Annotated in this window: 18 protein-coding genes and 2 pseudogenes; 16 read left to right on the top strand and 4 right to left on the bottom strand. The window is 46.3% G+C overall.

Annotated elements, in window-relative coordinates; all coding sequences use genetic code 11:
- Positions 1 to 64: 64 nt before the first annotated feature.
- Complete coding sequence (locus tag AC1DF0_RS30170) at positions 65 to 1549, bottom strand: FGGY-family carbohydrate kinase (protein WP_477577227.1); 1485 nt, start codon at positions 1547 to 1549, stop codon at positions 65 to 67.
- Positions 1550 to 1833: 284 nt separating this feature from the next.
- Between AC1DF0_RS30170 and AC1DF0_RS30165 the strand changes: the two genes are divergently transcribed.
- The 14 genes and pseudogenes from AC1DF0_RS30165 (at position 1834) to AC1DF0_RS30100 (ending at position 15183) form a co-directional block, all read left to right on the top strand.
- Positions 1834 to 2709 carry a class II fructose-bisphosphate aldolase gene (locus tag AC1DF0_RS30165; RefSeq protein ID WP_477577182.1) on the top strand — a complete coding sequence of 292 codons (876 nt, stop codon included), beginning with the start codon at positions 1834 to 1836 and terminating at the stop codon, positions 2707 to 2709.
- Positions 2710 to 2743: 34 nt separating this feature from the next.
- Positions 2744 to 3580 (top strand): class I fructose-bisphosphate aldolase, encoded by an 837-nt coding sequence (locus tag AC1DF0_RS30160; protein ID WP_477577180.1) that lies wholly within the window; start codon positions 2744 to 2746, stop codon positions 3578 to 3580.
- A 5-nt stretch (positions 3581 to 3585) separates the two neighbouring features.
- Entirely contained in the window at positions 3586 to 4740 is a 1155-nt protein-coding gene (locus AC1DF0_RS30155; protein ID WP_477577178.1) for a Gfo/Idh/MocA family protein, read from the top strand.
- Between the two features lie 24 nt (positions 4741 to 4764).
- Positions 4765 to 5805, top strand: coding sequence for an aldose 1-epimerase family protein (locus tag AC1DF0_RS30150; protein WP_477577176.1), 1041 nt, complete (start codon positions 4765 to 4767; stop codon positions 5803 to 5805).
- 24 nt (positions 5806 to 5829) lie between these two features.
- The gene (gene araA, locus AC1DF0_RS30145) at positions 5830 to 7326 is read left to right on the top strand and encodes an L-arabinose isomerase (RefSeq protein ID WP_477577175.1); all 1497 of its coding nucleotides are present in this window, start codon (positions 5830 to 5832) and stop codon (positions 7324 to 7326) included.
- A 99-nt stretch (positions 7327 to 7425) separates the two neighbouring features.
- Positions 7426 to 8841, top strand: coding sequence for a glycolate oxidase subunit GlcD (gene glcD / locus AC1DF0_RS30140; RefSeq protein WP_477577173.1), 1416 nt, complete (start codon positions 7426 to 7428; stop codon positions 8839 to 8841).
- A complete protein-coding gene (locus AC1DF0_RS30135) occupies positions 8834 to 10183 on the top strand; it encodes a (Fe-S)-binding protein (RefSeq protein ID WP_477577171.1) in 1350 nt (449 codons plus the stop codon). The genes glcD and AC1DF0_RS30135 overlap by 8 nt, the downstream gene beginning before the upstream one ends.
- Before the next feature lie 179 nt (positions 10184 to 10362).
- On the top strand, positions 10363 to 11118 hold the full coding sequence (locus AC1DF0_RS30130) for a DeoR/GlpR family DNA-binding transcription regulator (protein WP_477577169.1): 756 nt from the start codon (positions 10363 to 10365) through the stop codon (positions 11116 to 11118).
- 203 nt (positions 11119 to 11321) lie between these two features.
- Positions 11322 to 11897 (top strand): TetR/AcrR family transcriptional regulator, encoded by a 576-nt coding sequence (locus AC1DF0_RS30125; protein ID WP_477577167.1) that lies wholly within the window; start codon positions 11322 to 11324, stop codon positions 11895 to 11897.
- A gap of 67 nt (positions 11898 to 11964) precedes the next feature.
- A complete protein-coding gene (locus AC1DF0_RS30120; RefSeq protein ID WP_477577165.1) occupies positions 11965 to 13182 on the top strand; it encodes an MFS transporter in 1218 nt (405 codons plus the stop codon).
- A gap of 208 nt (positions 13183 to 13390) precedes the next feature.
- Positions 13391 to 13510, top strand: a complete 120-nt coding sequence (locus AC1DF0_RS30115) for a phosphotransferase-like protein (RefSeq protein WP_442053480.1) — start codon at positions 13391 to 13393, stop codon at positions 13508 to 13510.
- Positions 13506 to 13754, top strand: a complete 249-nt coding sequence (locus AC1DF0_RS30110) for a phosphotransferase-like protein (RefSeq protein WP_442053483.1) — start codon at positions 13506 to 13508, stop codon at positions 13752 to 13754. Before AC1DF0_RS30115 ends, AC1DF0_RS30110 begins: the two co-directional genes overlap by 5 nt.
- A gap of 281 nt (positions 13755 to 14035) precedes the next feature.
- Positions 14036 to 14601 (top strand): annotated as a pseudogene (locus AC1DF0_RS30105) (NADPH-dependent F420 reductase); the annotation flags it as partial.
- 102 nt (positions 14602 to 14703) lie between these two features.
- On the top strand, positions 14704 to 15183 hold the full coding sequence (locus tag AC1DF0_RS30100) for a hypothetical protein (RefSeq protein WP_477577163.1): 480 nt from the start codon (positions 14704 to 14706) through the stop codon (positions 15181 to 15183).
- Positions 15184 to 15286: 103 nt separating this feature from the next.
- Here the strand turns inward: AC1DF0_RS30100 and AC1DF0_RS30095 are convergent, their stop codons facing one another.
- Positions 15287 to 18118, bottom strand: a complete 2832-nt coding sequence (locus AC1DF0_RS30095; RefSeq protein WP_442053473.1) for an RCC1 domain-containing protein — start codon at positions 18116 to 18118, stop codon at positions 15287 to 15289.
- A gap of 484 nt (positions 18119 to 18602) precedes the next feature.
- Here AC1DF0_RS30095 and AC1DF0_RS30090 point away from each other — a divergent pair.
- Positions 18603 to 18978: pseudogene (locus tag AC1DF0_RS30090) on the top strand (IS110 family transposase); the annotation flags it as partial.
- Positions 18979 to 19553: 575 nt separating this feature from the next.
- On the opposite strand, the gene AC1DF0_RS30085 reads toward AC1DF0_RS30090, so the two are convergent.
- Positions 19554 to 20315: an SDR family oxidoreductase gene (locus AC1DF0_RS30085; protein ID WP_477577161.1), complete on the bottom strand. Its 762-nt coding sequence runs from the start codon at positions 20313 to 20315 to the stop codon at positions 19554 to 19556.
- A 105-nt stretch (positions 20316 to 20420) separates the two neighbouring features.
- Complete coding sequence (locus AC1DF0_RS30080; protein ID WP_477577159.1) at positions 20421 to 20798, bottom strand: MerR family transcriptional regulator; 378 nt, start codon at positions 20796 to 20798, stop codon at positions 20421 to 20423.
- 444 nt (positions 20799 to 21242) lie between these two features.
- Between AC1DF0_RS30080 and AC1DF0_RS30075 the strand changes: the two genes are divergently transcribed.
- Positions 21243 to 21860, top strand: coding sequence for a hypothetical protein (locus tag AC1DF0_RS30075; RefSeq protein WP_477577157.1), 618 nt, complete (start codon positions 21243 to 21245; stop codon positions 21858 to 21860).
- The last annotated feature ends 169 nt before the right edge of the window (positions 21861 to 22029 follow it).

Genomic DNA, 22029 nt, shown 5'->3' with positions numbered 1-22029 from the left:
AAAAAAAGAAACATTCCGACATTGCAGCTTGGCTGCAGCATCCTGGAATGTTTCTTTTTCAAACTTATAAGGTGGAAATTGCTCGTGAAAGAGCTTTGTATTTCTCATAGCGCTCCTGATAGAGAGACGTATTAGGCTCACTTGGGTAAAACACGCGAAGCGGTTTGACAAGCACGTTCACGGCTTCCTCATATGACTGGTAAACACCGGAAGCTTTTCCTGCAAGAATGATGTTGCCCATCGTTCCAGCTTCGCTAACGTTTAATCTCTCTACTGGACAATTCATGATGTCTGCCTTGATCTGCAGCCACACGTCGGATTTAGCTCCGCCGCCTACCGCACGCAGCGTCTCAATAGGGATGCCTGCTTCCGCAAGGCATTCGAGGTTGTAGCGCATTTCGTACGTAACCCCTTCCATTAATGCCCGGTACAGATGGGTGGAATCTGTATCAAACGATAATCCATAAATGGTACCTTTGGCTTCGGGATTCATGTAAGGCGTACCCGATCCGGCAAAATGAGGAATTACGAGCAAATCGGTAGGCGAGGCTGCAGATGTTGAATTCAAAAAGTCGTAAACGTTAATGCCTAATTTGCGGGCTTCTGCTTCGGCTATTTGACCGAACTTGTCTCGGTACCACCGAATAAGGGAACCGCCGGTAAAATTGAAGGCATACGTCAAATATAGTCCTTCAATGACATGCGGTGCGCAATTGAATTGATACTGGAGCATCTTGGTATCCAGGATCGGTGAAGTATAGGCAGGCGTAATGCATTCCACGGTTCCAATGCCGTCCACCGCATKGTTGTTATGTAGAATGCCTGCACCGAGAGCTGCACAGGCTTGATCATGGCCGCCTGCTACGACTAACGTTTCTGAACGAAAACCTAGCGAATGTTTTATTTCATTGCGAACGTGGCCAATGATTTGGCCGGACTGAATGAGATCAGGAAATTTGTCTACTTCAATACCGGCGGCATCAAACATATCGGAGTCCCATTCTTTTTTGGACACATTAAAGGCCATAGTGCGGGAGGCTAAGGTGTAGTCCGTAACGGAAATACCCGTGAGTACAAAAGCGATGAAATCGCCAAACGGCATGAATTTCCATACTTTTTGGTAAATCTCAGGCTGGTATTGTTTGATCCACATGACCTTTGGAAGGGAGAACATCGGATGCAAGGGGACTCCCGTAAGCTCCATCGTCCGTTCCTTGCCGATTTTTTGTTCAATGATTGCAGCTTGCTCAATACCTCTTGGATCCGTATACAAGATGGCATTGCTTAATACATGTCCATCATGGTCAACGGGAACAACCGTCTCGCCCAAGGAAGAAATGCTAAGTGCGCGAACATTGATGCCGGGAACGGCTAAGAGCACATCTGCGATAACCCGTCTGACGGATTCCCAGACTCGTTCTGGATTTAACTCGAAAGCTCCTGGTTTCGGCTGTTCCAAAGGATATTCCATATAGGCGGCTGAAAGAAGAGTTCCTCCCTCATCAAAAAGCGAAGCCTTACATCCAGTCGTTCCAATGTCGAGTCCCATTAGTGACAATTTGTTATCCCTCCAATATAAGTATATGTTCATTATAAACAATTTTTGTTCATTTGCATAATATAAATTTTAAGAATAATATTTAAAATAAAACGGCTGAAATCTTTAGTTTTAATGGGGTTTTGATTGGAAGATTCCAATCGGTTGTTATTTCGAAAAAGAGAAACAGCGATTAATATTTTAATTTCGTAGTTGCGTATTACACTTCCATTAACTATAATATGTTTGAAACGAACATTTGAAATTAAAGACTGAACAGAAAGGCGGAAGGTAATTTGTCTAAAATCTCCATGGGTGAAATGCTGCGGGATGCCTCTCGCAGAGGCTATGCCGTTCCTTGCTTTAACGCAATAAATTTAGATATGGTTCGCGGAATCATTGAGGCCGCTGAGGAAGAACAGTCACCAGTCATCCTGTGCCATGCTGAAATTCATTTTAAGTATACGCCGCTCGAGCAGATTGCCCCCATCATGGTAGAAGCGATGAACCGTGCCAAGGTGCCGGTCAGCATCCTTCTTGATCACGGAAAGAGCTTCTCCGCGGTTACGAATGCGATGCATTTAGGCTTTAACGCAATCATGTTCGATGGCTCCGAGTATGAGTATGAAGAAAATGTTCGCAGAACCGCAGAGGTCGTTAAGATTGCTAAAACGCTTGGCGTTTCGGTTGAAGGTGAGCTTGGTTATGTTACTCGTCCCAAGAGCGGAGGAGCGGAAGGCGAGGACGATGATTCCATCATCGACGATGTTTCGCTCTATACCGATCCCGAGCAAGCAAGGGAGTTTGTTGAGCGAACCGGTATTGATGCGCTTGCCGCTGCATTCGGCACTGTCCACGGTGTTTATTTAAAAAAACCGGTTCTGGATTTAAAGCGATTGGAGCAAATTCGGAATACGGCTGGCGTTCCGATTGTGATGCACGGTGGGTCTGGGTTGTCGGAGGAAGACTTCCACAAGTCCATCGATCACGGTGCGTCTAAGATCAATTATTACACGGGGATGGCGCTTAAGGTTGTCGACCGGGCCAAAGAACGTTTTATCCAGTCGGAAGAAAAGACGTTTTATCACGAATTTATGATGAATGTCATTCAGGACTTTAAAGAAGACGCGCAAGAAATCATGCGTACGTTCCGCAGCAGCAACAAAGCGTAATTACCAATAAAACAATATATGAGGTGTGTCAAATATGTCCGTTACCGCTCGTTTAAATCGTTTATTTAGTGAACAAGGCAAGTGCTTTGATGTCGCGATCGATCATGGCTTTTTCAATGAATATTCATTTTTGGCAGGCATTGAGAATATGAAAGCAGCAATCGAGACGATTGTACGCGCCAATCCCGATGCGATACAGCTTAGCGTTGGTCAAGCAGAGCATCTTCAAGCTATTCCAGGTAAAGGGAAGCCCTCACTCGTGCTGCGCACGGATGTTGCTAACGTATACGGGACGAAGCTTCCCTCACACCTATTCAGTGAACTCATTCATAATCCGGTTGAACAAGCAGTTCGCTTGGACGCAGCTTGCGTCGTTGTAAATCTGCTGCTGCTGCCGGGACAACCAGAGCTTCATCGTCAATGCGTACAAAATATATCGAAGCTGAAAACGGAGTGCGAACGTTATGGCATGCCGCTTATGGTAGAACCGCTTGTTATGCTTCCGAATGAGCAAAAAGGCGGCTATATGGTCGATGGCGACATTACGAAGATCGTTCCGCTTGTTCGTCAAGGTACGGAGCTTGGCGCGGATATAATCAAAGCCGATCCATGCGATAACGTAGAGGATTACCATAAGGTCGTAGAAGCGGCATCAGGTAAGCCGGTATTGCCACGGGGCGGCGGACGGGCTTCGGACGAAGAAATTTTATCAAGAACTTATGCTCTTATGGAGCAGGGAGCTTCAGGAATTGTATACGGACGCAATGTCATCCAGCATGATAATCCAGAGGCGATGACTCGCGCATTTATGGCTGTCGTTCACCAAGGCGCGACGCCTGAGCAAGCGATAGCTATTTTGAAAGGAGCGTAATCGGCATGCCGAAAAAAGTCATTCGCTTCGGTGTCATCGGCTGCGGGTTAATGGGAAAAGAATTTGCAAGCGCCGCGGCGCGTTGGTGCCACTTGACCAATGTGGATTTTATTCCTGAAATTACACATGTATGCGATGCGCACCTGCCTGCGACAGAATGGTTCAAAAACAACCTGCCTAGCGTGAAGAAATCCACTTCCGATTACCGAGAGCTCATCGCCGATCCGGACGTGGATGCTGTCTACTGCGCAGTGCCGCATAACCTGCATGAGCAATTATATACAGATATCATTAAAGCCGGGAAACATTTGCTTGGCGAGAAGCCATTTGGCATCGATGCGGAAGCCAATCGATCAATCATGAAGGCAATCGCGGAGAACCCGGACGTGATCGTTCGCTGCTCCTCTGAATTTCCATTCTTCCCGGGAGCCCAGCGGATTGTCGAATGGGTTAATCAAGAAAGACTCGGAAAAATTATCGAGGTTGAGGCCGGGTTCTGGCATAGCAGTGACCTCGATCCAAACAAAACCATCAATTGGAAGCGTCGTATCGGAACCAATGGCGAATACGGCTGCATGGGTGATTTGGGGATGCACGTCGCGCATTTGCCGTTCCGGTTCGGTTGGAAGCCGGCGAACGTAAGGTCGCTGCTTAGTAAAATCGTAGAGGAGCGTCCGGATGGAAAAGGCGGCATGGCCGCTTGTGAAACATGGGATAATGCGATTCTGGCATGTGAGGTCAAAACAGAAAAGCATGATTTCCCGATGGTGCTTTCCATGAAACGGATTGCCCCGGGTCATGCCAATACTTGGTTTATCCGGATTAACGGCACAAAAGGGTCTGCAGAGTTCACGACCAAGAACCCGAAGCAGGTCGCATTCCTTCCATATGAGCCAGGCGGCGAGCAGGCATGGCATATTTCAGATGTTCCTTATAAATCAGCCTATGGAACGATTACCGGAGGTATCTTCGAATTCGGTTTCTCGGACTCGATTTTACAGATGTGGGCGGCGTTCTGTGATGAAATCGCAAACGGCAAAGACAATCAAGCTTCCTTTCAATGTGCGAAACCGGAAGAAGCGGCAATGAGCCATMATCTATTCACAGCGGCTTTGGAGTMAGAGAAAACCGATCAAACGGTTTCGCTGAACTGGGAATAGCACTGCCGAAGGGGGGAGGAAAACGTGAAGCTTTACGGAAGAGACTGGAAACGTCGCGAGCTGGAAGCGAGAGTCGGCCGCATCGAGCAAATTGGCGGTGTTGAGCGTTTTACCAGAAGTGAAGGGCCTGAAGCGGGAATAGACACGTTCCGAGTGCGAACCGGAGGCGGGTTATCTTACTGGGTTACGCCAAGCAAGGGGATGGACATCTCGCTTGCCGAAATGCATGGCGTACCCGTTAGTTGGTCTGCGAGCAACGGAGAGCCTCACCCTTCTTATTACGATCAGCGTGAAGCGGAATGGCTGCGAACGGCATCCGGCGGCTTGCTTATGACATGCGGATTATCACAGGTAGGATCGCCGGGTAAAGACAGCGACGGCGCATACGGTCTTCATGGTCGAATTCATCATACGCCAGCACGTCAAATTTCTTCTTGGTCAGAATGGGATGGCGATGAATATGTGCTGCGAGTCCGTGGAGTCATAGAGGAAACCTCGATTTTTGGTGAGCATCTACGCCTGACTAGAACAATTACTAGCCATTTAGGTGAAAATCGCATAGCGATCCAGGATTCCGTTCGGAATGTTGGATTCCGTCCTGCGCCTCATATGATGCTATATCATTTCAACTTCGGATTTCCGCTGCTTTCCGAGGACACGACAGTGGAGCTCCCCAAAGGAGAAGTTTCAACGCGCGACAACGATATGGATATGAGTAGGATAGGGGAATGGCAAGCGCCTGATCCTTCCTTTAAGGAACAAGTGTATTATCATAGGCCGGATGAAGGCAAGGAAACGGTCCGTGCACGCATTCATAGTCCCTCATTTCCGGCTCGTCCTGCAAACACCAATTCGCATGGCCTATCGGTAGAACTGGAATGGGATCCTGTCACGCTTCCGAAATTCGTTCAATGGCGCATGCCAGGATCAGGCGAGCATGTACTGGGACTAGAGCCTTCTAATTGCTGGACGAGAGGAAGGGCGGGCGAGAGGGAGCTAGGATCGCTCCGTATATTAGAGCCGAGTGAAACCGTAGATTATCGATTGGAATTGCGATTTATTTGAACACATATTAAGGAGGATACAGGTATGCTGCAGACTAAGCCTTATGTATTTTGGTTCGTAACCGGAAGTCAGGGACTGTATGGAGAAGATGTTTTGTCAAAAGTGGAGGACAATGCGAAGGAAATGGTCGCCGGGCTGGATCATGACGATGCTCTTCCTTATCAAATCATATTTAAAGCAGTCGTAACGACGCCGGAAGCTATACGTCGTGTCTGTCTGGAAGCGAATTCAGATGATCGTTGCGCAGGAATCATCACTTGGATGCATACGTTCTCGCCAGCAAAAATGTGGATCTCAGGCCTCACCCAACTGCGTAAGCCGCTGCTTCACTTTCATACGCAATTTAATGTAGATATTCCATGGGACAGCATCGACATGGATTTCATGAATTTGAATCAAGCGGCACATGGCGACCGGGAATTCGGATTTATTGGAGCCCGTCTTGGCATTGCCCGTAAAATCATTGCAGGTCACTGGAAAGACGTGCAAGTACGCGGCAGAATCGGTTCTTGGATGAGAACGGCTGCCGGCTTTACGGAAAGCCAAACGATGAAGATCGCTCGGTTCGGAGATAACATGCGTTATGTCGCCGTCACGGAAGGCGATAAAGTTGAAGGACAAATCCGCTTCGGGTGGTCGGTTAACGGTTATCCTGCGGGTGATCTGGCGGAACGCGTGCAGGATGTCACGGATGGACAAGTCAAGGAATTGATGGGTGAATACACAGAGCTTTATGACTTCACAGAGAACGGACAACGTGAAGGTACCGAACGTGATGCGATTCGAGAACAAGCTCGTATGGAGATTGCATTGAAAGCGTTCCTTCAAGAAGGCGGTTACAGTGCATTTGTAACAAGCTTTCAGGATTTACACGGCTTGAAACAGCTGCCTGGACTAGCAGCGCAGCGTCTTATGGCTGCCGGATACGGCTTCGGAGCCGAGGGGGATTGGAAAACGGCCGCTCTTGTTCGCATTATGAAAATAATGGCCGAAAACAAAGGCACGTCCTTCATGGAAGATTATACGTATCACATGCAGGAGGGCAATCAGCTTGTCCTCGGCGCTCATATGTTAGAGATATGTCCGACTGTTGCCGTCAGCAAGCCGAAAATTGAGGTTCATCCGTTGTTCGTAGGCGGTAAAGCCGATCCTGCCCGTCTCACTTTTAATGGAAATAGCGGTAAAGCAGTCAATGCTACCGTAGTTGATCTTGGTGACAGATTTCGTCTGATCGTGAACGAAGTAACGGCCGTGAAGAACGAGAAGGAAATGCCGAACCTGCCGGTAGCGCGGGTTCTGTGGAAGCCTGAGCCGTCGTTGTCGGATGCGGCGGAAGCGTGGATTTTGGCTGGCGGCGCGCACCACTTCGGTTTCTCTTTCCATGTTACAAGCGAGCAGCTGGCGGACTGGGCTAAGATGGCCGGTATCGAATGCATCATTATCAATCAGACGTCTACGATGACGAACCTGGAGAACGAGATTCGCTGGAATGATCTATATTACCGTTTGAATCATAAATAATAGATGTGTTTATGACGAGAAACAGACGCTCCTTACTGCCTGTACGCTATAAAGAGCCGTTTGTGTTTCTCGTCCATTTTCATTCCGGGGGGACTTGCAATGTTGAGCATCGAAGTTAAGGACGAATTAATAACGATAGTAGGCAACTCCTATTTTAAAGACGATCCCCAGTCGCTGATTACCCATTCCTATGACGGCACGCCGATGCAGCAAGCTCTGCCTGACGGTGTCATTTATCCGGAAACAACCGAGCAAATATCTGCAATCATGAAGGTTCTCCATCGTCATCGCATTCCCTTGATCACCCGCGGCTCGGGAACKAACTTATGCGGAGGAACTGTTCCTGTTACTGGCGGCGTTGTTATGGTTATGCACAGAATGAATCGGATACTGGAGATTGATCTTGAAAATTTGACGGCTGTTGTACAGCCCGGCGTGAACACGAAGCAGTTTATTACTGAGGTCGAAAATCTAGGGCTTTTTTACCCGCCTGATCCGAGCAGTATGTCCATTTCCACAATCGGCGGAAACATTGCGGAATGCTCCGGTGGTCTCCGCGGCCTCAAATACGGAACGACCAAAGATTATGTTCTCGGACTCGAAGCCGTTTTAGCCAATGGCGATATTTTGCGTTCAGGCGGAAAGCTGATGAAGGATGTGGCTGGTTACGATCTTACGAAGCTGCTTGTCGGCTCAGAGGGGACGCTAGCTGTGATTACGGAGGCCACACTTAAGCTTATTCCGCCTCCAAAAACAAAAAAAACGATGCTGGCGATGTACAAGGATATGAATGGAGCTGCTAGAACGGTATCGAAGATCATTGAAAACCGGATTATTCCCGCAACGCTGGAGTTTATGGACAATCCGACTATTCGGGTAGTCGATGATTATGCGAAGCTCGGATTGCCGAGGGACATGGAAGCGATTTTGCTTATCGAGCAGGATGGCGAAGCGGAGACGGTAGAGCGAGACATAGCCATGATTGAACAAATATGCCGAAGCGAGCAGGCTGATCGTATTGATGTTGCGGAAACCGCAGAGGAGGCACTGAAATTAATGACAGCGCGCCGCAGTGCGTTCACGGCGCTAGCGAGGCTGAGGCCTACGACGATACTTGAGGATGCAACTGTTCCTCGTTCAAAGATTGCCGACATGGTACTGGAAATTAACCGTATTGCCAAGAAGCATAATGTTCAGATTTGCACCTTCGGACATGCAGGCGACGGTAATCTGCATCCTACGGCGACTACGGATGCTCGTGATCTTGAAGAGGTACACCGCGTGGAGGCCGCTTTCGAGGAAATCTTCGAAGCAGCTATCCGTTTGGGAGGTACAATTACGGGGGAGCATGGCGTTGGTATCGTAAAGGCTCCTTTCCTGGAATGGAAAGTAGGTACTGCAGGTATTGAAGTGATGAAAGCGATCAAGATGGCTTTCGATCCGCTGAACATCCTTAATCCCGGAAAAATGTTCGCGAAGGAAACGAGGAAAAGGGTGGTAATCGGAAATGGTTGAGCAAAGCATCGAAAAAACGAGAAGTCCGATGGCTACTAAACTGGCAGCCAAACTGGACTATGAGCAGCTAACGAATTGCATGCGCTGCGGATTCTGCCTCCCTGCTTGCCCGACTTTCAGGGAAACCGGTATTGAAGCTGAGTCGCCAAGAGGGCGAATCGCATTAATGAAAGCGGTTGTTGACGGCATAATGGAGCCCGACCAGCAATTTGAGGAGCAGATGGATCATTGTCTCGGCTGCCGAGCGTGCGAACCTGCTTGTCCCGCCGATGTGAAATACGGGCAGCTTATCGAACAAACGAGGGATGCGATTGAAGAGCATACCGATCGGCATCGTTGGTGGGTGAAAGGGATTCGGCGAGCGGTACTAAAGGAGATGTTCCCTCATCAAAAACGGATGCGACTGCTGGGCGGCGCTCTTAAGGCCTACCAAAAAACAGGGTTGCGCAAAGTTGCTTACGCCAGCGGGATGATGAAGCTGCTCCCCTCGCATTTGAGGGAGATGGAGAGCATATTGCCTGACACATCCTATAAAGGAGTGGCCGAGAAAATCGGGACCAAGCACTTGGCAAAAGGGGAAAGAATTGCTACCGTCGCGCTATTTCGAGGCTGCCTCATGGATATGATGTTTACGCAAACCAACATCCATACCGTTACATTGTTAACGGAATCGGGATTTGATGTGATCATTCCCGTGACTCAAAATTGCTGCGGAGCCTTGCACGCCCATAGCGGGGAGTCCGAAGAAGCCAAATCCCTGGCTCGGGGGAATATAAGTGCCTTTAAGGATGCAAACGTCGATTATATCGTAACAAACGCGGGAGGCTGCGGAGCAATATTGGTCGAGTATGATCATTTACTCCAAGATGATGCCGATTGGAAAGCGGATGCCAAATGGTTTGCCGAGCGGATCATTGACATATCCGATCTTCTGGTTCGGATGGGCCGCAAGCTGCAGTTCTCGGAACGAGGCGAAAGCAAAGAGGAGGACTCGCTCCGTATAACCTATCAAGATTCTTGTCATCTCCGTAATGTCATGCGTGCATCGGATGCACCAAGAAAGCTTATGGGAGAGATTGATGGCGTAACCTACATTGAAATGAAAGAATCGGATCGCTGCTGCGGCTCTGCAGGTATTTATAATGTAACGCAACCGGAAATGGCAGGACAAATACTGGAGCATAAGATGGTGTACACGAACAATACGCAAGCGGAATATGTAGTGACCAGCAATCCCGGCTGCTTGCTGCAAATGAAGCATGGGATCGAGAAGCATGGCTCTCCTAAACGAATGAAAGCAGTCCATATCGTGGATTTTCTATATGATCGACTGAAACGTTGATAGCAATGAAGCAGTGACAAGCAGCAGAATGTTTGAAATAGACGAAAACATTATGAAATGAAACATAGTATGTTGATTTCCATAAATTCATCCCATACAATTAAAGTACAACCTAACGGAAATGGAATCGTTTATTGCTTTTGTTTAAAAACCATCTGCTGGAGATATGAGGGAGTGCCATGAAGGACGATTTGAATGACAGACAAAAACAAATTATTCAGCAGTTACAGACTAAAGGCGAGGTCAAAATAGCGGAATTGAAGGAATTTTTCGACGTAACGGATATGACTGTACGAAGAGATCTAGAGAAAATGGAACGCAGCGGCCTGCTTAAAAGAACATTCGGCGGTGCCATTCTTGCATCGAAAGACGTTGCGCTGAGAGAACGTTCAATTGTACGAGGAGTAGAGAAAGAGCGAATTGGGCGACTTGCAGCCAGCTTAGTACAACCTGGCGAGTCGATATTTATTGATGGAGGTTCTACCACGCTTCAAATTGCGCGGCATCTTCCTGAAGATGCCAATATCACTGTTGTTACGAATGCTATTAACGTAGCTGCCGAGTTGTCAGAAAAAAGGATTCCGACAATAGTTCTTGGTGGAATATTAATGGATACGACCAAGTCAATGGTAGGGCCTGTTACGCTGGAGACAATTTCTCGCATGGCATTTGACAAGGTGTTCTTAGGAGCAACGGGGCTTCATCCCCAGCACGGATTCAGCAACTCCAATATGCATGAAGCAGAAATCAAGCGTGTTGCCATTCAAAAGGCGAAAGAGTCGTATATCGTAATGGATCACTCTAAATTCGGTACGAGCATGCTGGTTTCTTTCGCGGATTTGAACGTCGTAACAGCCATAATTACCAACGAGAGTCCGAATCAAGAAATGGTTTCGATTTGTCAAACTGCTGAGACAAGCATCATCTTAGCATAATAATAATTAGCTTAAATTGAAATGTGGAGAGATTAAACAAAATCAACAATGTGTTTCCTGGGAATGGTACCAAGTTCTTGTCGTCCGATATTTAACTAACCTTGGCTGCCATTCCACTGAGCTAACTTTCATAGCTGCAGAAAATACTGGACTTATCGTTCCGGAAAAGGATATACTGTACCTACGGAAACGGAGGGAGAACCATGGGACGCTACAAAGAGTTTGATAAAGAAGCGGTGCTTCATAAAGCGATGCTCGTTTTTTGGAAGAAGGGCTACGAAGCGGCAAGCATTCCCGATTTGCTGGAAGCGATGGATCTTAGCAGATCAAGTCTGTACGAAACGTTCGGGGACAAACAAACGCTTTATATCGAGGCGATCAACTGGTATAAGAAGTGGAAGCAAGCCAAACGGGACATCCTCGTCCATGCGATATCCGCAAAATCGGGAATCAGGCAGTACTTCGAGATACACATCGATTCCGCATTGGACGGCGAGTCGCCGAAGGGCTGTCTCATTACTAATGCGGCAGTCGGCATGGATTCGCCAGATKAGCAACTGAATGCGTTGATCAGGGAGCGGTTTGACGAGTTGGAGAAATCCTTCTACGAGCTGCTCCGCAAAGGTCAGGAGTCGGGAGAAATCATGCCTGAGAAAGATATCAAGACTTTATCTTATCTGCTATTAAACCTGAATCATAGTATAAATATCGTTGCGAAGGTGCAGGKTGACCGCAGCAAGATGCAGCAGATGATAGACATGATGATGGAAATGCTATAAAACATTTTTTTTGCACATTCCGGAACGACTGTTCCAGAAAATTTCTGGTGAGCAAAGGGGACTTTCTATGAATTCAGCTTCCATTCCAACGGAAAAATCGGTTTCGCCATCGCTGATTTTTATCCTGGCAGCCGCTTGCGGTATCATAGCGGCAAATCTTTATTATGCTCAACCATTGATAGGCACGATCGGTTCGACCATCGGGCTCTCCTCCGGGGCTGCCGCACTCATCGTTACGTTGACTCAAGTCGGCTACGGGATCGGCTTGTTATTTATCGTACCGTTGGGAGACATCCTGGAAAATCGTAAGTTGATCCTTTCATCATTGCTCCTTACAGCCGCCGTTTTGACAGTTGCCGCTGTAATCAAAAGCGCCATCCTGTTCCTCACCGCTTCACTCGTGATCGGAGTAGGTTCCGTAGCAGCACAAATCCTTGTGCCGTATGCGGCTCATCTTTCGCCTGAAGCCGTGCGCGGTCGCAATGTGGGCAACGTAATGAGCGGGCTACTTCTGGGGATTATGCTCGCGCGTCCTATTTCAAGCTTGGTGGCGGAGTATATGGGCTGGCGCGCCATATATTTCATCTCCGCAGCATTGATTTTCGCGCTGGCTCTTGTATTGGCAAAGGCACTACCCTCAAGGAAGCCTTCGTCCGCTACAGCTTACCCGGCGCTGCTGCACTCCATGCTGCATCTGCTGAAGGCGACACCGGCATTGCGCCGCAGGGCAATTTATCATGCTTGTGTATTCGGAACGTTCAGTTTGTTTTGGACTACAGTACCGTTGGCATTGACAAGTCCGCCGTTCCATTTCACTCAGAAGGAGGTCGCTTTGTTCGCATTAGTCGGGGTAATGGGGGCAATTGTGGCGCCAGCGGCGGGCCGTATGGCAGACCGTGGATGGGTTCGCCCGGCTACGGGATGGGCTTTGGCCATCGTCATCTTTTCCGGGCTGCTTCCCTTGCTGGTTCCATCAAGTTCTGCACTCGCAGTTCCCATCCTCGTACTTGCGGCGATTTTACTTGACATGGGGGTTTCCGCCAACATGGTTCTCGGGCAGCGGGTGATTTTCTCTTTAGGAGCGGAATATCGCAGTAGGCTTAACGGTTTGTATATGGCCATTTTCTTTTTAGGGGGCGCTATCGGCTCAGCGGCAGGGGGATGGGCTTACGCAACGGGGGGCTGGGAGGCGGCACTGCTGATTGGAATCGCTTTACCGGCCATCGCCATGGCGTATTATGCGACGGAGTTTTCGAGATTAAGGAAGGAAAACCTCACTGATTGAGGAGTACAGTTGAGTAATCCACACGTTCTAGGCTAACGATGAACGTTAGTTCAAAACCAACACGACAGCAGCCGAGAGTAATCGGCTGCTGTTTTTGCTGAAGTAAAGGGCAGGATTGCTTAATCACTGCATGAATACCTTAGATATGACTGCTATTACTATGTTGCAAAAAAGACGACGTTATCTGAAAATGATTATTTTTTGATGCGTGATTAAATTGAAGCAAGGATTAATAGTTTTTCTAAATGGAACTTCAAGTTCCGGAAAGACATCCATATCGACAGAACTATTAAATCAAAATGCAATCTCATTTCGTCAGTTAAATTAATGTCGGCAAAAGGATCAATGTAGTTGTAGATACAGTAAATGATAGTGACGAGAGGTTTAATACATGTCTAAGTTCATTAATCGATCATCCTGTACTATTTGTAGGAGTAACTTGCTCTAAAGATGAACTTATTAGAAGAGAAGGACTAAGAGGAGATAGAGAGCGTGGATTAGCAATCTCACAATATGATAAAGTTTATTGCTCTAATGAGTATGACATTGAACTAAATACTGAAACCTTGTGACCAAACGAATGCGCCAATTTGATTTTAAATTTTATTAGATCAAATCGTGAATGCTCTGCTTTTAAGAAGATAAATAAAAGAAGTGTTGGTGTTTCATAGAAGCCGTATCCTTCAGAGAACAGCAAGTTCACGCTTCGGCTGCCGGCAAGATCGGTGGCCTCATGAATAATTTAACGAACGAGGTAGAAGCAAGGATGATGGATTAATTGAAGTTAATTGAAGTAACTGGGAACTTTGTTCAATGAGTAATGACAACAGCCGGTCAGACGATCGGCTGCTGTATCGATGTTCTTATAACATCGATCCCTTTCTATGCCTTGCCAAGCATTCGCAACATTATAGATAAAGTTGGGGAGAAAGTCGTCGTTGTAGACATTTCAAATTATTATCCTCAAATCAGCGGTAAAATCAAAGACGTGGTGGACGTAATGGTTGAAAGTGTTTGGGTGTCCAATCATTTGGGAAGACCATCATTAAAGCGTTCAACAATTTTTCAGCCTATACGCTAGAGCATCATGGAACTCCCGAAGGGACCGATGGACGCATTGCTATAGCGGTTGCTGGCGATGACCTATCCCATAAACAAATCATCATGGGTGTAGCAAACGATCTAGGCTTCGATGCCGTGGATAGCGGTTCTTTAAGCGATTCGTGGAGACAACAGCCAGGAACCCCTGCGTACTGCACCGAACTTACAAAAGAGGAACTAACCATAGCCTTAACGAAAGCGAATAAAGAAAAAGCGCCATTTCTTCGCGATAAGGTTATGGAAAAGCTGGTAGCTTCAGGTGGTACATTTTCCATTCATGATGTTGTTAAAACAAATAGAGAAGTATTCAATTCATAAAACTCTACCGACACATATCAACAAAAACTAGTCCTTGGTACATATTAACAAATTATGATCCAAGTAGGATAATAAACTCAATCTTTAGTTGGGGGAGAGTGAGTGTTGGATTTGAAGAGAATAAAAATGTTTATGGCCGCTGCGTTGGTTGGGTTTAGTCTGTTTTCGATGTCAGCGGGAACGGCTTCCGCTTCTTCTGGTTTATGGCTCGACGAGAAACCGGGAGATTACAATCCGGAAGTCCGCACCTCAAAGCACCGTACCATTGGGAGAATTGGGTATTTTACGGACTATGGCCCTATAGGTGATTGGACAAACATTAGCGGCAAGCCACTTAAGGTAACAATAAGAATTTTCCCACCACCAGGAGATTTGAAAATACGGGCTTGGGTTTATGATGCTGGAGGCATACTGGATCCAAATCCGAAGCCAATTTCGGGCGGCGTCGCACAAGTATATAACACCATAGTCCAGCCTAATGATAAACTTGTATATTATTTAGAGGCTTATGATTACGAAGAAATTGAGGAGCTAAGAAGAAAACCTATAATAGTAGTAATTGATGCCATACCGTTAAGCTAATGCAAAAATCCCCGCAGCCGAAGTCAGCGGGGATTTCGCTTTACAATAGACCGCGGGGCGATCCGCGGCCGGCCATTAAGTTTCGGCAAACATAGCAATATCTTCAGTGATTGTCATATTTGATATTCACATAGACGAAAACTTTCTTATCCGGACTATAATCTTTGTCCGTATGTCCCTTAATCCTCCACTCCGCAGTGTAACCTACGGGTACCTCAGTAGCACTGTACTCGGTACCATCTGGGAGTTCCGTCGTATCTTCCGGCAATCGGTTACCCTCGCCTACGTTCTCCAGACTAAGGTCATAATCTTCTCCTTCAGGGGATACCATGGAGACCTTAACGACTCCATGGAAACCTTCAGGAGGGCTCCAAGATCCGCTCAACTCTTGTCCTGAGGACGAAATGTACCCGTAATATAACGAATACTCATAATTTGATCCGCCGGCTTGATAAGATTTGGAATCGGAAAGCTGGAGTTGGTTCGGATCAACCTGATACAATGATCCGCCGTCAATCCGGTTCCATACGCCATCCCGGTAGTGCAACTCCCCCGGACCGCTGAAAGAATACAAGAGTCTGCCCTCTTGTGCGGAATAAAGGTAAGTTGTATCTTTAAACGTGTACGCTACCGTGCCGTCGGGTCCCAATTGCTTGATGGAGAGCGGAACGCCGGTCAACTGCCACCATTTAGGGGCCGCATAAACTTGTTTTGACTCGCCTTCCGGCGACCGGACTTTCAAAGTCCAGCGCTCTATTTCCTTGTTGTATTCCTTATAAGCAATCCATCCATTATTGATCTGGTACGATGTTCTCGGGTCGGTCAAATAATAATCCGCATTATCAATTGGGTTATAGGCTATCTTGGTAACCTGGCCATCGGCGCTGCGAACTTGGAGAGACCACTTAGAATAACCTTCATACTCCGTGTATGCATTGTAGAGTATGTTTTTTCCGTCCGTCAAAGGCCCGTTATATTTATTCGGGTATTCGGGTGAGGGCGGATAAAACGTCGTGAACGTATCGTCGGGGAGGTGGCGGCGAATACCGGTATGAAACTCATAAATTACCGTTCCGTCAGCCGACAGATCAAATGAGTTCCTATTATTAAAACTCGAATTAAGAAGGTAACGAGACTCTCTCGTCTTTACATTCACAATATTGTGGCTAAATACCGTAAAATTCCCTTTTACTTCGTATGGGCTCGCATTGTCCCAACTATTTTGAACCGCTCCGTCCTTCCAATAACGAGTCCCAACACCGGATATGGAATACACAACGCCGTCAGCGGATAACTTTGCTGTACTTAAGGTATACTTGGACCCGTTCGCATCGTAAACTTTTACTTGGCTTTTATCAGCACGGTTATACATCCAGAGCGCTTTATCGCCGGTCTCTTTCCAAATGATACGGCTTTGGTCAAAGTCGAGAATGGTACCGTTAAACCGGTAAAGCAGCGTTTCTGCTTCTGGTACCGGATGGTTTGCAGCAGTAGTGACCGTCTCTTCTTGTGTCACGCTTTGGTTGCCATCGGCATCGACGGCGACCAGTGATAAGAGGTAGGACGAATTAGAAGACAACCCATTCACTTCATAGCTGTGCACTTCCCCGTCAAGGGTGGCCAGCAGCGTGTTGTCTTGGTACACCAAGTACTTTTCTACACCTGTATCATCCGTGGCATGCTGCCAATTCAGCTGTACGCTGTTGTAGGTCACATCGGTAACCGTCAGCACGTCGTACTCAGGCCACTGTGGCGCATCAGTATTCGCAACTTGTACGGGAGAATAACGGTTTATCGTGGTTCCATCACCGAGTTGACCAGAATAATTATCGCCCCACGCCCAAACGGTTCCGTCGCTTTTCACTGCCAAACTATGCGAACCATCATTCGTCGAGATGGAGGACACCGAATCGAGCTCGGATACTTGAACGGGGGAAGAACTGCTGGTCGTGCTTCCATCGCCCAGTTGACCGGAATAATTATGGCCCCATGACCAGACGGTTCCATCGCTTTGCATCGCCAAAGTATGCGAATCACCCGAAGCGATGGCGGACACCGAACCGAGATTGGTTACTTGAACGGGAGTATAACGCGTTGTTGTGCTTGCATCGCCAAGTTGACCAGAAGAATTATATCCCCACGCCCAGACGGTTCCGTCGCTTTTGAGTGCCAAACTATGCGAATAACCCGCCGCGATGGCTACCACCGAATCGAGACCCTGTACTTGAACAGGAGTATCACGGTAGGGGGTTGTGTAGGGTCCATCGTAAATGATCAAGCCACCGGGCACCCCGTTTTGGCCTAATTCATTGCTTCCCCACGCCCAGACGGTTCCGTCGCTTTTAAGCGCCACACTATGGAGATGACCCGCAGCAACGTCGACCACCGAACCGAGGCCCTGTACTTGAACAGGAGTATCACGGTCTGTCCTGCTTCCATCGCCCAGTTGACCGTGGATATTCCACCCCCACGCCCATACGGTTCCATCGCTTTTTACCGCCAAATTATGATAATGCCCTGAAGCAATAGCTTCCACGGAGTTAAGATTGTTTACCTGAACGGGGGAAGTACTGGCCATTCCGCCACTCCAATTCCATCCCCACGCCCAGACGGTTCCGTCGCTTTTGAGTGCCAAACTATGCGAATAACCCGCCGCGATGTCGGCCACCGAATCGAGACCCTGCACTTGAACCGGAATATAATGATGGTCTGTCGTACTTCCATCGATGCCATATTCATTGCTTCCCCACGCCCATACCGTTCCATCCTTATTAAGAGCGAGAGAATGACCCGGTCCTCCTGTAACCATCGTTGCACCCGAATTCAAACTCTCTGCTGCCACCGCGGAACCGGCCTCAGCGGCTGCTGCCTGAAAGGGTACAAGCAGCGACAGCAACAGAAAGGCACAAACTAAAAGCATAAACCGTCGTTTCATCAATCTTCACTCCTATCTTTGATTTATCTTAAATCTACCATATTACGGAAACTTATTGATCTACCCGTTGCACTATACAAATCAGTACAAATCTGGTGCATTTGTCATAACAATAGTTTTGGGCGCATGGAAATTGGCAGTCTTGAAAATAACTTAGAAGCGCATATCCACCATCGGGACTAGGATATGGACATTCTTTTACATCGAGCCTTAAACCTGGTGATTTAATGGGGCACTATAGTTGAACACCGAGAGGGCTGTCGCGTGACAGCTTTTCGTTACGCTAATGAGGAACTTTAGTACAATGTACCATGGAGCAGATTGCGATCCGCAGCTGCTCCATTTTTATTAAGCTATCGGGCAGCATTCCTAGTTATGGAGAAATACGAGATTTGAGAAACAAAAAAGACTCCTTGGTATGATGTTAGTGGGTCCCAGAGCTGGCGAGCGAACGGATCCAATAACAAACCAAGGAGACTACAAGATGCATTCTACTCAAAATGAACGAATTGATCAAATCACTTCTTCAACTTTAGTTGTCGGTGTAGACATCGCTAAATTCAAACATGTGGCTCGAGCACAAGACTACCGCGGAGTCGAGCACGGGAAGCCCATCACATTTGAAAATAATCGAGAAGGTTTTGAAATATTCGTTTGTTGGTTCCAAAAGATTTTAACGGAGCAAGGGTTTAAGGACGTCATAGTAGGCATGGAGACTACCGGTCAATACTGGCTGAACCTTGCTCATATCCTTCGAGAAAAACAAGTGAAATACGGAGTGGTGAATCCACTCCACGTGAAGAAAAGCAAAGAACTCGACGACAATTTCGCCTACAAAGAATGACGTTAAGGACGCAAAAACCGACCTTTGTGTTGAAATGATGACCYAAACTAATGTGAGATAACAAGAAGCACGGATGAGTAGGAACGGAACTAACATACGGACGAAGATCCTGTCGGGCAGCATATCTGACCTCCACCTCATGGACAGGTTGAATGAAGGAATGTGGGAGCGTAGACTCTGTGAGATGTGGGAGGGTTGACCACCATGAGCTTATGTAGAGATCCAAAGGTGCAACCATACTTTACCGCACTAACCACTTTTTACTGAACAGTGGTCTGGGTAGAGATTTTTTGCGCATTAAGCAGCCCCACAAATTTCTTCATCTAAAATTTCGTTCCATTGAAAAGTTATCTTTTAACAATAACATTTGTTCAAAACCTAAGAAAACGTGAGCAATTAAGAGAAAAGCGATTCTCCATAGAGGGAGTTTAGTTAAATAAGGAATAGATAACTAAAATAAAGAAAACTCGCCGACACTGCGGCGAGTTTAGCTTTTTTATATGACAATGCGAAGTCAAAACAAACTGACTTTTTGATTAATAATTTCGGAAAAGCACCTACACAATGGTGGTACCTTTTTCGTGAGTGTAGTTATTCAATTGTGTATTTCGTGGCCTTATACATCTTTTCAGCGTACTCGTCGACTTCATCTCGTGACATGCGTAAGCGATTGACAGAAGTACCATATCCAATTTCCTTTTTACCCTCTTCTAATCCTTTGAAAATTCCATCTGCGAAGGCATCTAATGGTTCTCCTTGGATATGTAACCCCGCTCCACCTAAATTTGTATTCACTGCCGGAGGAGCAACTTCAATCACTTCTACAGACGTATCAGAGAGTTGGTGTCTTAGACTCATTGTAAATGAATGAAGCGCCGCTTTTGTTGCTGAATAAATCGGAGCAATCGCAAACGGCGTAAAAGCTAGCCCAGATGTCACGTTAATGATTGTCGCCTCTTCTTTTGTTGCAAAAAATGGAGAGAACAGCACAGAGAGATGGAAAGGTGCTTCAATGTTGGTTGTGATTTCTTTACTGAAATAACTCCAATTGTTCCTCACATCCGCCTTTAGCACATTAAAGCGTTGTTGGATTCCTGCATTGTTAACTAACACATTCACTTCTGGATAGTTCGCTGATACCCAATCAAACAATGCTACACGCTCGGATTCAATATCCAAATTACTTACACGAGTAATAAGGCTAGGGGATTTTTCTTTCGCTTTTTGAAGTACATTTTCACGTCGTCCACAAACAATTACTTTATTTCCAGCTTTTATAAAGCGCTCTGCAAAAGCTAATCCTATTCCAGAACTTCCGCCTGTAATAAGTATTGTATTTCCTGTAAGTTTCATTATAGTTCCTCTTCTCCATAGTTTTCTTAACTTACTTGTTTATCAATTTCAAAGCAATAAAGCCAATTCCTTTATATGCGCCAGTTACTAATACTTTTCAACTTATCATTCTTCTTTTCTTTCCTGAGTACGTTTTGTATAACGTGTAATTTTTACGTCAATTCCTTTTAAAGATTCGGTCATCAACGAAATTTCAGCTATCACAGCTTGCTTGTGATTCTTCATCATTCCAAGTCGGAGTTCAATGGTGTTATCTCCTTCTACTACCCAGTCAACATATTGCTTGATACCACTTATTGGCATGTGCGTGTTTTTTAAATAAATAACGATTTCAAGGAGCGTAATTTGATCTTCTGAAAATAACCGCCTCCCAGCTTCATCACGCTCGATTAGTGGTAGTAGTCCTTTTTTTTCATAATAACGTAACGTTGATTCTGGAATATCGAATTTGGCTGCAGCTTCGCTAATTGAACAATACTTCATCTGGAGGCCTCCAAAATTTTATCTTTCATTGTCGACAGGAATATGATACGACTTAAACCATGGTTTAAGTCAACAAAAAAATATTTTAGTCTGTCGAAGGAATAAAAACCAAACAATTCAACTTCGTATTTTCCAAATGGAATAAAACTTTACTTAATTCCGGGCATTAAACCCACTGAAGCTGTTGCTTATGAAACCTCTTATAAAAATATTTATGGAAAAGCTACTGCAGATAAAATTAATAAGTGATTGAAAGTGGCAGACGTCTTTAAGCTAACGAGGAACGATAGCACAACGACACCAGGCCGCCGGCACGCACGGCGGCTTCTTTATGTTAACAGGCAGAGTGCAACTTTCCATTAATTGGTGTCGTTTAAGAATTGAAATGGACGGGACGAACGGCTATAGAGTGAAGAGTGAGAAACTTTTAGGGAGTGAACAAATGTGAAGATGTATTCTAAAGGCAACAGAATATTGATTGGTGTGGTTTTTATCGTTTGTGTAGTGGGAGCTGTAACGGTATTCCAAATTACATATGCTAAAAGTACAACTAATCAAAGCCATACAAATCCTCTCAACTATCCTAAAAATGAACGTGGACAGACATTCGGTTCTGCTGATGAAGCCACCTCCATTGAAATGCTATCTGATTTAATCTATGGAGGAAGTGTGAATGGCATTAGAGGATATGTGCTTAAGAAAGATTATCTCGGTGATCTTAGTCGTACTGTCCCACTGTATGATGTTGATGGAGTAAACATAATTGGTTCTTTGTATATAAGCCCTAAGAATATGATCTATCCTAAAAATAAAAACGGACAGACATACGGTTCTGCCGCAGATGCTACTTCTCCAGAAACGGGACCTGAATTAATCAGTGCTATAAGTGTGGATGGCACAGAAGGATATGTGCTGAAAAAAGACATAGACGGTGAGCAGCCCAAGACACCCGAGGAAGCTCTAGCTATACAAAACAATAGACCCCCAGGCGGTTATGATATCCCGCTATATGACGTTGATGGTAAAACCGTTATTGGTGTCTTTCAAATTAGAGGCAATTGATAAAGAAAAATGTCTTTCAATTGTTAAGCTCCCTCGAAATGATTCAATTTCCTCACTCAGACTCATGAATTCGCAGGAGTTCATCCTGTAGTTAAATTGAAGAAAAGGATGATGGGAGAGCCGGTAGCTGGGAGATGGGGAAAAAGGCATGCGTAAATAAAGGGTGGAT

The organism is Paenibacillus sp. 05T425 (genome assembly GCF_056396205.1).
This window is presented reverse-complemented; position numbering and strand designations above follow the sequence as displayed.